General features: G+C 56.3%; 13 protein-coding genes and 1 tRNA gene. 8 read left to right on the top strand and 6 right to left on the bottom strand.

The window, feature by feature from the left end:
* Positions 1 to 59: 59 nt before the first annotated feature.
* The gene (locus KQI26_RS05440; protein WP_216503596.1) at positions 60 to 590 is read left to right on the top strand and encodes a GrpB family protein; all 531 of its coding nucleotides are present in this window, start codon (positions 60 to 62) and stop codon (positions 588 to 590) included.
* A gap of 5 nt (positions 591 to 595) precedes the next feature.
* On the opposite strand, the gene KQI26_RS05435 is transcribed toward KQI26_RS05440, so the two are convergent.
* Positions 596 to 1,078: a hypothetical protein gene (locus tag KQI26_RS05435; RefSeq protein ID WP_216503594.1), complete on the bottom strand. Its 483-nt coding sequence runs from the start codon at positions 1,076 to 1,078 to the stop codon at positions 596 to 598.
* Positions 1,079 to 1,217: 139 nt separating this feature from the next.
* Positions 1,218 to 1,293, bottom strand: a tRNA-Arg gene (locus tag KQI26_RS05430).
* A 125-nt stretch (positions 1,294 to 1,418) separates the two neighbouring features.
* Between KQI26_RS05430 and KQI26_RS05425 the strand changes: the two genes are divergently transcribed.
* The 4 genes from KQI26_RS05425 (at position 1,419) to KQI26_RS05410 (ending at position 5,413) form a co-directional block, all read left to right on the top strand.
* Positions 1,419 to 1,751 carry a co-chaperone YbbN gene (locus tag KQI26_RS05425; RefSeq protein WP_118425842.1) on the top strand — a complete coding sequence of 111 codons (333 nt, stop codon included), beginning with the start codon at positions 1,419 to 1,421 and terminating at the stop codon, positions 1,749 to 1,751.
* 16 nt (positions 1,752 to 1,767) lie between these two features.
* Positions 1,768 to 2,508: a hypothetical protein gene (locus KQI26_RS05420; protein WP_216503593.1), complete on the top strand. Its 741-nt coding sequence runs from the start codon at positions 1,768 to 1,770 to the stop codon at positions 2,506 to 2,508.
* A gap of 7 nt (positions 2,509 to 2,515) precedes the next feature.
* Complete coding sequence (locus tag KQI26_RS05415) at positions 2,516 to 3,073, top strand: Fe-S-containing hydro-lyase (RefSeq protein WP_118425845.1); 558 nt, start codon at positions 2,516 to 2,518, stop codon at positions 3,071 to 3,073.
* Between the two features lie 243 nt (positions 3,074 to 3,316).
* The gene (locus KQI26_RS05410; protein ID WP_216503591.1) at positions 3,317 to 5,413 is read left to right on the top strand and encodes a glutamine synthetase III; all 2,097 of its coding nucleotides are present in this window, start codon (positions 3,317 to 3,319) and stop codon (positions 5,411 to 5,413) included.
* A gap of 326 nt (positions 5,414 to 5,739) precedes the next feature.
* On the opposite strand, the gene KQI26_RS05405 is transcribed toward KQI26_RS05410, so the two are convergent.
* The 4 genes from KQI26_RS05405 to KQI26_RS05390 form a co-directional block, all read right to left on the bottom strand.
* Positions 5,740 to 7,551 carry an ABC transporter ATP-binding protein gene (locus tag KQI26_RS05405; RefSeq protein ID WP_216503589.1) on the bottom strand — a complete coding sequence of 604 codons (1,812 nt, stop codon included), beginning with the start codon at positions 7,549 to 7,551 and terminating at the stop codon, positions 5,740 to 5,742.
* Positions 7,544 to 9,259 carry an ABC transporter ATP-binding protein gene (locus tag KQI26_RS05400; protein WP_216503588.1) on the bottom strand — a complete coding sequence of 572 codons (1,716 nt, stop codon included), beginning with the start codon at positions 9,257 to 9,259 and terminating at the stop codon, positions 7,544 to 7,546. The genes KQI26_RS05405 and KQI26_RS05400 overlap by 8 nt, the downstream gene beginning before the upstream one ends.
* Before the next feature lie 105 nt (positions 9,260 to 9,364).
* On the bottom strand, positions 9,365 to 10,225 hold the full coding sequence (locus KQI26_RS05395) for an EamA family transporter (RefSeq protein ID WP_216503586.1): 861 nt from the start codon (positions 10,223 to 10,225) through the stop codon (positions 9,365 to 9,367).
* Positions 10,226 to 10,264: 39 nt separating this feature from the next.
* The gene (locus KQI26_RS05390) at positions 10,265 to 10,729 is read right to left on the bottom strand and encodes a MarR family winged helix-turn-helix transcriptional regulator (protein ID WP_216503584.1); all 465 of its coding nucleotides are present in this window, start codon (positions 10,727 to 10,729) and stop codon (positions 10,265 to 10,267) included.
* Positions 10,730 to 10,918: 189 nt separating this feature from the next.
* Between KQI26_RS05390 and KQI26_RS05385 the strand changes: the two genes are divergently transcribed.
* From KQI26_RS05385 to KQI26_RS05375, 3 genes are read left to right on the top strand one after another with little or no spacing between them, the layout of a single operon-like run.
* Positions 10,919 to 11,536, top strand: a complete 618-nt coding sequence (locus KQI26_RS05385; RefSeq protein WP_216503583.1) for a flavodoxin family protein — start codon at positions 10,919 to 10,921, stop codon at positions 11,534 to 11,536.
* Positions 11,537 to 11,557: 21 nt separating this feature from the next.
* A complete protein-coding gene (locus tag KQI26_RS05380) occupies positions 11,558 to 12,364 on the top strand; it encodes a SagB/ThcOx family dehydrogenase (protein WP_216503582.1) in 807 nt (268 codons plus the stop codon).
* Positions 12,357 to 13,547 carry a M20 family metallo-hydrolase gene (locus KQI26_RS05375; RefSeq protein ID WP_216503580.1) on the top strand — a complete coding sequence of 397 codons (1,191 nt, stop codon included), beginning with the start codon at positions 12,357 to 12,359 and terminating at the stop codon, positions 13,545 to 13,547. The genes KQI26_RS05380 and KQI26_RS05375 overlap by 8 nt, the downstream gene beginning before the upstream one ends.
* Positions 13,548 to 13,581 lie beyond the last annotated feature (34 nt).

Raw genomic sequence — 13,581 nt, 5'->3', positions numbered from 1 at the left:
GTAAATCAAAAAGGCGGCTTTTCAGCCGCCTTTTTCAGTGAGAAGAGAAAGGAGTAGAAATGGAAGGAGTCAAACGGAATCAGGTATGCCTTATGCCCCATCAAAGGGCTTGGGACGAGGAATTTGAGCGGGTACGGAAGCAGATCCTGGAGATCTGGGGAGAAAATGTGCTGGACATCCAGCATGTGGGCAGCACGGCCATCCCCTCCATCTGGGCCAAGCCTATTTTGGATGTGGCGGTGCGTCTTTGCTCAATAGATCGTATGAACAAAGACAAACTGGAGGAGCTGGGCTATGATTACCGGGGCCCCCAGCATGGAAAAGAAACCTATCATCTTTTTGTGCTGCGGGGAGCGGGGGAGTTGTCACTGCATCACATCCACTGCTACGACAAAAGCGATGGGGAGTTTTTTCAGCTGGTGGGGTTTCGGGATTATCTTTGCACCCATGAGGAAAAGGCCGCAGAATATGAAAAACTGAAACGGTCGTTGGCCGCACAATATCCTCTGGATCGGGTGGCTTATACAGAAGGAAAGAAGGACTTTATCCAGGGGATTTATGAAATCCTTGAGAAAAACGAAGGCGTTTGAGGGGGTTATTGTCCGTCTGCTGCCCAATGAAGGTCGTTGAGCAGTTCATAGGTAACGGTACAGCCAGAAGATCGGAGGGTAGAAGAACTGATCTTCATATAGTAGGTTTTTCCTGGTTCCAGACCGGTAAAGCACACCCCGCCGTTCACCGGGGAAACGGTGTAGTCTGATGCTGCTTTGCCCTCACCAGGCATACCCTGGTACAGCTGCACATTGTAGTTTTCGGCGCCGGGAGCGGTGGTCAGGACAAAGACGGCGCTGGCAGCCTGAGCGGTAAAGGGAGCACAGAGACTGCCATTGGTACCGGTTTCATTGTTTTGGGACAGATAGGCGGTGCCCACCTGGCCTTGCCCCCGCAGTGCTTCCCGCTGGGAAGGGGTGAGGTTGTGAAGAGTCACCGGAAAGGCTGCGGCCAGAGCAGAGGAGAGGGTGGCGCTGAGACATAAAGCTCCTGCCAGGGGGAGAAGGATCTTTTTCGGGTTTTTCATAAAAAAACAGCTCCTTTCAAAATGGGAACGCCTTTGGGGCGTGTCCCTTATTGGATGGAGCAGCTAGTCAAATTGCTACCGGGTTTTAAAAAACAGAAGGAAAACGAAAAAAGACACGACCAAAAGTCGTGTCTTTTTCTGGCGCGCCTGAGACGATTCGAACGTCCAACCAACGGCGTCGGAGGCCGCTACTCTATCCATTGAGCCACAGGCGCATATCTTGTTTCAGCTCATTTAGTATAGCACAGGTTTGAAAAAATGTAAAGCATGATTTGAAGAATTTATTATTTCTTTTTTTGACAGAACTATGATATAATATATCGGAAAAGGGGTGGAGCCTATGCGGCACGAGCTGGAAAGGCTGGAACAGGCCGACTACAAAGAAAAACTCCAGGGCAAAGCAAAACCTCAAATGATCTTTTTCACAGCGGAATGGTCGGAGCCCTGCCGACAGATGCAGGGGCTGGTGGAAGAACTGGCCGACGCCCATTACGCCCAGGCGGATTTTTACCAGGTCGATCTGGATGAACAGCCGCTGATCGCCGGGGATTTCAATATCGCCGGTGTTCCCGCTTTGGTCATCTGCCAGGAAGGGAAGGAAGAAGAGCGCATTGTGGGCCTGCGGGCCTATCCCGACTTGGAAAAGGTCGTGGTCAAATATCTAATAAACTAAACCGGGGGATCGAAAGATGGGCGTGCTATTCAAAACGGCCTTAGTCGGTGGCTTTCAAAAAGAGGAAGTCATCGAATACATTGAAAAGCTGAAAAACGATTGGGCCGAGGAAGAACGCCGTTTGCAGGAAGAACTCCGCCAGACCCGGGAGGAAGAAAAACGGGCCTGGCAGCAGCAGGAAGAAAAGAAAGAAGAAAACCGGCGTCTGGAGGAAGAACTCTCCTGGGCCAGGGAGCAGATCCGCACCTTGGAAGAAGAAAAGGAGCAGGCTTGCCGCCAGGCGGAACAGGCCCGGCAGCGGGCTGAAACCCTGCGCCAGGAATATGGAGAGCTGAAGGAATATATCGCCGATATTGAGATTTCCGCCTATAAGCGGGCCAGGGAAGTGCAGGAGGAAGCCAGCCGTCACGCCCAGGAAGTGACCCAGACCATCAAGGACGCCGGCGCTGTGATGACCCCTGTGGCGGAAGAGGCTCGGGAAAAGGTGGTCATGGCCGAAGAAGCCTTCGGCGGATTCAAGGCCCGGATTGCTTCCATCACCGGCGAGATCGACGAGCTGGTGCGGGCCATGAATGAAATTGAGCAGCGATCCCGTCATACTCTTTCGGCCCCGCCGCCGGAAGAGCCGAAAGCCCCCATACAGGCGCGGCCTGCTGCTCCGAAAAAAAGCGACTCCCAGTCTCAGCCTGCGGGCACGAGACTGCGTTCCATACAAGAGATCTTGGACAGAGTCAAAAATATTGGAGAAAAGATGTAGGTGCATTATGAAAGAATGGAATCTGAACACTTCGGAACTGCGCGCCCATGCCAAAGAAATCAAAGTGGGCGACATGGTAAACCTGACGGGCACGATCTATACGGCCAGAGACGCCGCTCATAAGCGCCTGTTCGCTCTGCTGGACGAGGGGAAGGAACTGCCCTTTGACATCAAGGACGCTGTGATCTATTATGCAGGCCCCACCCAGGCCAAGCCCGGTGAGGTCATCGGCTCCATCGGGCCCACCACTTCCGGCCGGATGGACCCCTTTGCTCCCCGTCTGCTGGATCTGGGACTGGTGGCTATGATCGGCAAAGGTGGCCGGGCCCAGCCTGTGGTGGATGCCATCATCCGCAACGGCGGCGTGTATTTCTGCGCCATCGGCGGCGCCGGTGCTGCCATTTCCGGCTGCATCAAGAAGGTGGAAGTGCTGGCTTTTGAAGAGCTGGGCTGCGAATCCCTCAAGCGCCTGACCATTGAGAATATGCCGGTGGTGTGCACCATCGACAGCGAAGGCGGCAACCAGTTTGTCACTGGCCGTGCCGAATATGAAGTGAAAGACTAAACAGGTTTTCCGCCCGTGGCTCTCTGAGCCACGGGTTTCTTTTTTCTCAAAATGACTTTATAAAAATCATTTTGAGAAAATTTGAGATAAGATAAGAAAAAATACGAAGTAAAATGAAATAAAAAATATTTTTAAAATCATTTTATGAATTTCTCTTGCAAAATGAAAAAGAAGCGGGTAAGATACACTCAGAAAGACAGGGGATGTCCCCCGCAAAAAAAATCAGGATGATGAGGTGGAAGAATGGAGCGTTTTGATATCTCCCGAACCTACGGGGAAAATGTGTTCAACGATGAGTCCATGCGCAAGTATTTGCCGACCAACATCTATAAGCAGCTGCGGGCCACCATTGACCAGAACAAGCCTTTGGACCCGGCCATTGCCGACAGCGTGGCCAACGGAATGCGGCTGTGGGCCCTGGAGAAGGGAGCCACCCATTATACCCATTGGTTCCAGCCCATGACCGGTTTCACCGCCGAAAAACACGATTCTTTTTTGAATCCGCTGTCCGATGGCAGTGTGCTTATGACTTTCTCCGGCAAGGAGCTGATCCGGGGCGAGAGCGATGCTTCCAGCTTCCCCTCCGGCGGTCTGCGGGCCACCTTTGAGGCCCGGGGCTATACCGCCTGGGACTGCACTTCTCCGGCCTTTGTCAAGGACAATACCCTGTATGTGCCCACCTGCTTCTGCTCTTTCACAGGCGAAGTGCTGGACAAAAAGACCCCGCTGCTCCGCTCCATGGAGGTGCTCTCCGATCAGGCGGTGCGGGTGCTCCATCTGCTGGGCAAAAGCGATGTGGAGCGTGTGGTGGCTATGGCCGGCGCCGAGCAGGAGTATTTCCTGGTGGACAAGGCCCTGTTTGATCAGCGTCTCGACCTGATGCTCTGCGACCGTACTCTGTTCGGCGCCCGCCCGCCCAAGGGCCAGGAGATGGACGGCCACTATTATGGCAACATCAAAGAGCGGGTCATGGACTTTATGCGGGAGCTGGATGAAGAACTGTGGCGTCTGGGTGTGCCGGCCAAAACCGAGCACAACGAAGCGGCTCCGGCCCAGCACGAGCTGGCGGCGGTTTACACCACGGCCAACATCGCCTGCGACAACAACCAGCTGATTATGGAGACTATGAAGAAGGTGGCTCTGCGGAAAAACCTGGTGTGCCTGCTCCACGAAAAGCCCTTTGACGGAGTCAACGGCAGCGGCAAGCACAACAACTGGTCTCTGAATATCTACAACGGCCCCAGCCTGCTGGATCCGGGCAAGACACCGGCGGACAACGCCCAGTTCCTGCTGTTCCTCTGCGCTGTCATCTGGGCGGTGGACGAATACTCCGAGCTGCTGCGCACTTCGGTGGCCTGCCCGGGCAACGACCATCGGTTGGGCGGACATGAGGCGCCGCCTCCCATCATCTCCATCTTTCTGGGCGATGCCCTCACCGACATCTTGGAAGAGGTGGAGACCGGCCGTCCTTCTCAGTTCCGTCAGGGCGGCAACATTGAGATCGGCGTCACCACCATTCCCTGGCTGCCCCAGGACACCTCGGACCGCAACCGTACTTCACCCTTTGCCTTCACCGGCAAAAAGTTCGAGTTCCGTATGCTGGGTTCTTCCATGTCCATCGCCGGCTGCAACTATGCTCTGAATACCGCGGTGGCCGAGATCCTCAGCCGCATTGCCGACCGTCTGGAAAAGGCGGAGGACAAGAGCGCCTGTGTGCGGGAGCTGGTGCGGGAGATCTACCGGGAACACAAGCGGGTGGTCTTCAACGGCAACAACTACAGCAAGGAGTGGGCCGAAGAGGCCAAAGAGCGTGGCCTGCCCTGCGCCACAAACGATGTGGACGCCGCCCGTGGTCTGGTGGTTTCCAAGTCGGTGGAGCTGTTTGAAAAGCACGGTATCTTCCGCCGGAAGGAAGCCGAGGCCCGGTATGAAATCCGTCTGGACAACTATATCAAGACCATCTCTCTGGAAGCCAACACTATGCTGGATATGACCCGCCGTCAGATCATCCCGGCGGTGATCAAATACACCAAGTTCCTGGCCGACAGCGTCAACGCCATCAAGGAAACCGGCCTGACGGTGGACATGACCATGGAATCCAGTGCACTGAAGGATATTTCCGCTGCCGGTGCCCAGATGAAGGCCGCCGTGAGCAAGCTGGAGAAAGCACTGGAAAAGGCTGCTCAGGCCGAAGGTGCTCTGGCCAAGGCCGAGGCCTATCGGGACAAGGTTCGGGTGGCCGTGGATGCTTTGCGGGAAGTGGCCGACAAGATCGAGCTTTTGGTGGACAAGGAATACTGGCCGTTCCCCACCTATTCCGATCTGCTGTTCCGCATCTGATTTTCAGTCAATCCATCCCCCTGGCTCATACAAAACAGACTGTCGAAAAACCTATATAACGAAAAGGGTCGTCCGCCCTACCCCTATCAATCCGCAAAAAGCCGCGACCTGTGCGTGGCTTTTTGCACTTCTCAAGGGCGGGGCGCCCCGCTGGCAAACATTCTTTGCCCGGGCGTATACAACCTACCGGAGCCAAGAAAAACTGGGAGCGGCGGCTCGCCGCCAGCCCCTTGCAAAAACTCGAAAAAGTGGCCTAGCCACTTTTTCGACACGCTCAAAAGCCCCGCGGCATATGCCGCGGGGCTTTGTGCGTTTGGGATAGACACTTATTTGAACTGGGCCTCATAAAGTTCCCGATAGAATCCTCGTTTCTTCATCAGTTCTTCGTGTGTGCCGCTTTCCACCACATTGCCGTCCCGCACCACCAGAATCAGATCGGCGTTCCGGATGGTGGACAGGCGATGGGCCACCACAAAGCAAGTTTTGTTCTCCATCAGGCGGCGCATGGCCTCCTGGATCTGCATTTCCGTGCGGGTGTCCACATTGGAGGTGGCTTCATCCAGGATCAGCATATGGGAGTCCATCACCATGGCCCGGGCAATGGTCAGAAGCTGCTTCTGGCCTTTGGAGATATTGGTGCCGTCGTCGGTGAGCAGGGTGTCATACCCCTGGGGCAGACGCTGGATATAGGAGTGGATCTTGGCAGCCTTGGCGGCCTGGATCACTTCTTCTCTGGTGATGCCCTGTTTGCCATAGGCGATGTTTTCGTAAATGGTGCCGTAAAAGAGCCAGGTATCCTGAAGCACCATGGAGTAGGCCAGACATAGACTTTTCCGCTGCAGGTCGTAGATGGAATGGCCGTCCACCTTGATCTCACCGCTGTCTTTGTCATAAAAACGCATGAGCAGATTGATGAGGGTGGTTTTTCCCGCGCCGGTGGGGCCCACGATGGCGATCATGCTGCCGGGGGAAGCGTGAAGGGAAAGATGATGGAGGATGGTTTTTCCTTCTTCATAGCCAAAGCTCACATCCTGAAGTTCCACATCTCCCTGAGGGTCGTGAAGGGGGAGGGCCTGGGGGGAATCGGCCTTTTCCGGTTGTTCATCCAGCAGGCGGAACACCCGCTCTGCCGCGGCCAGAGCCGATTGCAGCTCGCCGATGATGTTGGCGATCTCGTTGATGGGGCCGGAGAATTTCCGGGAATAGAGCACAAAGGAGGAAATATTGCCCACGCTCATTTTCCCCTGCATAAAGAGGATGGCGCCGAACACCGTGATCAGGGCCAGAGACAGATTGTTGATGAAATTGACGCTGGGGCCCACCCGGCTGCTGTAATATTCGGCGTTATAATAGGCATTGACTGTCTCGTCATTCACCTGATCCAACTTTTCAATGGTGTGCTCTTCCTGACAATAGGACTGGAGGGTTTTCAGACCGGTGATGTTTTCCTCGGTGAAGCCGTTGAGCTGGCCGATCTTGAGAGAACGCAGCCGGAACAGGGGACGGGTGCGGGAGGTGATGAACCGGGTGATGCAGATGGACAGGGGAACGGTGATAAGGAACACCAGCACCAGCCGGGGAGAGATGGCGATCATCATTCCCAGAGACCCGCCCACAGTGATGACGCTGGCCAGCACCTGCACCAGATCGGTGGAAAGGGAAGAGTTGATGGTGTCGGTGTCATAGGAGATACGGCTGATGATGTCTCCGGCCTGGTGGGTGTCGAAATACCCCACCGGCAGGGAGGACAGCTTGTTGAAGATGTCCGAGCGCATCTGATAGGTGACCTTCCGGCTGATGGTGATCATGATCATGGACAACAGATAGGACAGAAGGGCAGAGGCCACATAGAACAGAGCCATGAAGAGACAGTAGCGAAACACCAGAGGGAATTGGACGGCGCCTGCTTCCGAGCCGATGCTGTCCACGGCCAGGCCGGAAAGATAGGGCCCCATCAGTCCGAAATAGTTGGAAAGGACGGTGAGCAAAAGGGCCAGGATCACCCAGAAGCGGAAGCGCATCACATAACGGCAAAGCCGCAGCAAAGCGGCCCGTTTCCGGCCGGGGGTCACTCGTTGATGGGCCGTACCCTGGGGAGCCGAGCCAAAGGAGGGAGGGGCATTTCCTATTTTAGGCATCCAAATCATCTCCCATCTGAATCCGGCTGATTTCCTGATAGACCGGGCAGGTCTCCATCAGCTGCTGGTGGGTCCCATACCCCAGCACTCCTCCTTCTTCCAGCACCAGGATATGGTCGGCATGGCGGATGGAGCTGATGCGCTGGGCAATGATGACCCAGGTGGTGTTTTCATAGTCTTTCGCAATGGCCTGGCGCAAAGCAGCATCGGTTTTGTAATCCAGAGCGCTGGAGGAATCGTCCAGGATCAGGATCTCCGGCCCTGCGGCCAGAGCCCGGGCGATGAGCAGCCGCTGTCGCTGTCCGCCGCTGAGGTTGGCGCCCTTGATGGCCACTTCTCCCTGGTAGCCCCGGCCATTTTCGATGAATTCGGCGGCCTGGGCGGCCCGGGCGCCCTTTTCGATTTGTTCCATGGAAAGATTCCGCCCCAGACGGATGTTTGCCCCGATGGTGTCTTCAAACAAAGCATCGTTTTGGAACACCGCGCCGAATTTCTGCCGCAGAGCGTGGAGGGAATAGCTGCGCACATCCCGCCCGTCTACCAGAATACGGCCCTGATCCGGGTCATACAGGCGGAGCAGCAGGGAAACCAGAGTGGATTTGCCCGCGCCGGTGGGGCCGATGACGCCCAGAGTCTCTCCTGGGCGGAGGGCAAAGGAAATGTGGGAAAGATTGTCTTCCTTCTTATTATAGGAGAAGGACACATCCTCAAAGACCACCCGGAAGCCGCTATCCCCTGCGGGGGCCTCTTCCATCTGGAGCAGATCCGGGGGAGTGTCCAGCACTTCCACGATCCGCTGAGCCGAGGCGCTGGCTTTGGAATACATGGTGATGACCCGGGTGATGGACATCATGGCATTGAGAATGATGGTAAAATAGGAGAGAAAGGCCACAATGGTGCCCACTTCCGAAGTGCCGGCATTGACCCGGAACGCGCCGGTGAGAATGACCAGCACCAGCCCCAGGTTCATAATCAGGTTGGAGGAGGGATTGATCACGGCCATATTCCGGGCGGCCCGCTGTTCCCGCTCCATCATCTGGCGGTTGACCCCTTCGAAGTGCTCTTTTTCGTAATTTTCCTTGGACAGGGCCTTGATGACCCGAACACCGGCGATGTTTTCCCGCACCACCCGTACCAGCCGGTCGGCCGACTGCTGCACCTGGGTGAAAAGACCGGTGCCTCGCCGGGAGATCAGAAAGACCAGCAGGCCCATGAAGGGCAGAAGGGACAACAGCACCAGTGTGAGCACCGGGTCCAGGGTGAGGGTGATGAGAATGCCGCCCAGAAGCAGAATGGGTGCCCGGAAACCGATGCGCTGCATCATGCCGATGACCTGATGGATGTTATAGGTGTCCGAGGTCATGCGGGAGATGAGGGAGGGGATGGTAAAGCGGTCGATCTGTGCGCTGGAGAGCCGGGCGATGCGGGCGAACAGATCGTGGCGGAGGCGTCGGGTGGTTTCTTTGGCCACTCGGGAAGCCATGCGGTTGGCCAGGATGCTGGTACACCATCCCACAATGGAAAACACCAGCATGGCCGCCCCCCACCGGAGCACCAGGGACAGATCCTGCTGCGGAATCACCACATCGATCATGTGGGCCAGTACCCAGGGCAGAAGCAGGTCCATGATGGTGCCGGTGAACTTGAAGCTGAGCCCCAAGGTGATGCGGCCCGCCTGGGGCCGCAGGTAGTGAAAGACGCGTCTCAAAGCGCATCCCCCTTTTTCAGATATGAAGTTGTTTCTTATGATTTATTTTAATTCCATAAAGAAAACTTGTCAATCGAAGGGCATCTGCTGGTATATCGCCTTGCGTCAGAGCAGCATCACCAGGGTTCCGGCTGTGATCTGCGCCAGGCCCCAGCCGGAACGGGCCGTCAGCTTTTCCCGGAATACCAGCCAGGAGAAGGCAATGGTGACCAGAATGCTCAGCTTGTCGATGGGAACCACCACACTGGCCGGCCCCATCTGCAAGGCCCGATAATAACACAGCCAGGATGCTCCGGTGGCAAGTCCGGAAATGCAGATGAACACCAGTTCTTTTCCGGCAACCTCTTTCACGGCACCCATTTTGCCTGTGACCAGCACCATACCCCAAGCCATCACCAACACCACGGCGGTGCGGATGGCAGTACCCAGGTTGGACTCCACACCTGCGATGCCCACTTTGCCCAGGATGGAGGTGAGGCTGGCGAAAATGGCTGAACCCAAGGCATAAAGCAGCCAGCTTTTGCCCTGGGCCGGGGTATTTCCTGCCGCTTTTTTCTCGATCATCAAAAAGGTGCCTGCGCCGATCAGCAGGGCGCCGGCTCCTTGAAACAGCCCGATGGGCTCTCCCAGAAACAGAAAGGCCAGCAGGATGGTGAGCACCACGCTGGATTTGTCGATGGGAACCACCTTATTCACATCGCCCAGCTGCAACGCTTTGAAATAGCACAGCCAGGAGGCCCCAGTGCAAAGGCCGGACAGGATGAGAAAACAGAGCGTTCTTCCTCCAATGGAGCTTATTTGATCCTGGGAACCCACGATAAACACCATGAGCCAGGAAAAGAGAAGCACCATAATGGTGCGGATGGCCGTGGCCACGGTGGAATCGGTTTTCCGGATGCCGCATTTGGCCAGGATCGAAGTGACGCCTGCAAAAAAAGCAGAGCCAAAAGCAAAGATCGTCCACATAAAATGTTACCTCCCAAAGCCATTTTGGCTTTTTACAGATCAATCACGGGACGCCAAAAGACGCTCCATATGGGGAAAGCCTGCTCTGCTTTCCTCTTTGCATTTTCCATAGAGCACATCCAGCAAGCGTGCAAATTCCTGCTGCTCCTGTTCATCCAGAGAGGAAAGCAGCCATTCATAGAATACAGACTCAATATGGGCTTTGGAGTTTTTCAGATTTTGGGCCCGTTCTGTGGGGTAGAGGAGCTGGCTGCGGCCATCTGCGGGGTTTTTCTCCCGCCGCAGATACCCTTTGGATTCCAGGTTGGCTGTCTGCTTGGCCACGGCCCCTTTGTCCGCACCCAGGATGCGGCAGATTTCCGATTGTGTGATGCCGGGATGCTTCCGGATCGCGTGGATCAGGTCAAATTCTGCCGGACCCACCCCATCCGCTTTCATGGTCCGGGCTGTAAAGGCACCCACCTCCCGGGCAATTTTCGTGATTTTTCGCTGAGAAATATCCATTGTATCACCGCCAATTAAAAAGATGTACTATCAACTAATTGGATGATAGTACATCTTTTTCCCTTTGTCAACCCGATAGCAGAGAGAACGCACAAACCCGCCGAGAGGGCATAGACAAAGGATGCCTCCTTGGGGTATGATAGGGGTGTCAATGCGGATGAATTGCAGCAAGGGAAGGAGAAGGGGAAGATGAAAGTATGCGCTATCAACGGCAGTCCCAAACCGGAAGGGAACACGGCCTACGCCCTGTCTTTGGTGCTGGAGGAGCTGGAGAAAGAGGGAATTGAGACCCAGGTCATCCAGGTGGGCGGCAAGGCCATCCATGGCTGCGTGGGCTGCGGCGGCTGTGCCCAGACCGGCCGGTGTGTTTATGAAGATGGGCTTAACGAGCATGTGGATCTGCTGGAGCAGGCCGACGGCATTCTGGTGGGTACACCGGTGTATTATGCCGGGATGAACGGCACGCTGAAGTGCTTTCTGGACCGGGCCTTTTACAGCCGGGGGCGGAAGATGCGCCACAAGGTGGCGGCGGCCGTGGCCGCTGTGCGCCGCACCGGCGGCATGACCGCTCTGGAGGATATCAACCGGTTTTTCACCATTTCCGAAATGCTGGTGGTTTCCTCCAACTACTGGAATGTGATCCACGGCTCCAAGCCGGGAGAGGCCCAGCAGGACCTGGAGGGACAGCAGATCATGCGCCTTCTGGGAAAGAACATGGCCTGGATGCTGAAAATGCGTGAAATGGCCGGACAGCAGGCGGGAGAACCGGAAAAAGAGAAAAAGATCGGCATGAACTTTATCCGCTGAAAAAGAAGGGAGAACACTGGAATGGACGAGAAAATGATCGCAGAGACCATCGCCAAAAATCGGGATTTTATGAAGAGCAACTTCGGCCATGTGGAATATGTGTCTGACCAGCAGAAACTGCTGCCTCAGCCGCCTTTGGTGAAAGCGGCCAGGAGTGAGGAACGCATCCCTCTGACCATGGAGTTCGGAGAAGTGGTAAAAGAGCACGATTATGTGGCTCTGCTGCGGGATCGGGTGAGCAACCGGTTTTATGCCGAGGACCCCATGACCATGGATCAGCTGGCCTTCCTGCTGTGGTCCACCCAGGGTGTGCGGGCCATCCGGGGCAAGAACTACGCCGCTTTGCGTCCGGTGCCTTCGGCAGGGGCCCGGCATGCCTTTGAAACCTATCTGCTGGTCAGCCGGGTGGAAGGGCTGAAAGAAGGAGTCTATCACTATCTGCCCATGGAGCACGCTCTGGAGCCCATCTCCCTGGAAGGGGATATGGCGGAAAAGGCCATTCACTGTGCCTGCGACCAGAAGTGGGCGGGCAAGGCCGCGGTGACCTTTGTCTATACGGCCGTAGCCTACCGGGGCGAGTGGCGGTATAACATCAATGCCCATCGGGTGATGCTCATCGATGCCGGTCATGTGGTGCAGAATCTGTATCTCAGCGCCCAGGCCATCGGCTGCGGCACCTGCGCCATCGCTGCGTTCCGTCAAGAAGACACCGACAAGCTGCTGCAGGTGGACGGCAAGGAGGAATTTGCCGTGTATATGGCACCGGTGGGCGTGCGGGACGAAAGCAAAAACGAACAGAACACCAAGAAACTCTATGCCAATGTATAAAGAAGGAATTCACATTGATGCTTCCCGCTTGCGGGAGAAGCTGGAGGGGCTGGCCGATCTGGCCCGTACGCCGGAGGGCATCTGCCGCCTGACCTTTACCCCGGCCTATGCCCGCTCCTGCGATTATGTGCAGGAGAAGATGGAGCAGGCGGGAATGACCGTCCAGCGGGGAAAGCTGGGCAATGTGGTGGGGATCTATCCCGGAGAGACCGACCGGCGCATTGTGCTGGGCTCCCACATCGATTCGGTGCCAAACGGCGGAATGTTCGATGGCTGCCTGGGCGTGATGGGGGCCATTGAAGCGGTGCGGACCCTTCATGAAAAGGGCATCCGTCTGCGGCATACGGTGGAGGTGGTGGCCTTTGCCGAAGAGGAAGGCGCCACCATCAGCAGCCTGGTGGGCAGCCGGGCCTTCTGTGGCCTGCCCCTGGAGCCGCTGCAGCAGGAAAAGATCGCCCGGTTCGGAGTGACAAGCCAGGATGTGGAGGCCTGCCGGGAGACAAATCCCATCGATTTCTCCCTGGAACTGCACATTGAGCAGGGCGGGGTTCTGGACACCCAGGGCATTTCCATCGGCGTGGTCACCGGTATCGTGTCCCAGAAGCTGTATGAGCTGGAGTTTTCCGGAAAAGCCAATCATGCAGGAACCACTCCCATGGATCTGCGGGACGATGCCTTGGTGAAGGCCGCCCGGCTGATCTCTTTCTGTGCTCCTGTGGCCAAACTGATCAGCGAGGACATGGTCATCACCGTGGGGCGGCTGGAGGTGTTCCCCGGGGCCACCAATGTGGTGCCGGAAAAGGTGCGCCTCAGCCTGGAGATCCGGGCCCGGGAGGACTGGATGGTGGACAAGGCCTATGAACGGCTGATGGAGCAGTGCGGGCAGGATGTTTCTTCCTTCCGGCTCCTTTGGCAGGAAGAGGCCCATCCCATGGACCCCGATGTGATGGATGCCATTTCGGAAGCGGCCGGGATGCTGGGGCTTTCCCATAAGCGGATGGTCAGCGGCGCCGGACACGATTCCATGACCTTGTCCCAGGTGACCAGGTCAGGTATGATCTTTGTGCCCAGCGTGGGCGGTTTGAGCCATTGCAAGGAGGAATACACCCGGTGGGAGGATTGTGCCGCCGGATGTGATGTGCTGCTGCACACCCTTTTCCAGCTGGATCATATGGAAGGATAAAGAAAAGCCATTTCCGCAGAATGCGGAAATGGCT

This window comes from Intestinimonas sp. MSJ-38, assembly GCF_018917925.1.
GTDB lineage: Bacteria > Bacillota > Clostridia > Oscillospirales > Butyricicoccaceae > Pseudobutyricicoccus.
The sequence above is the reverse complement of the archived record's forward strand: the minus strand, read 5'-3'. Positions and strand labels throughout refer to the sequence as shown.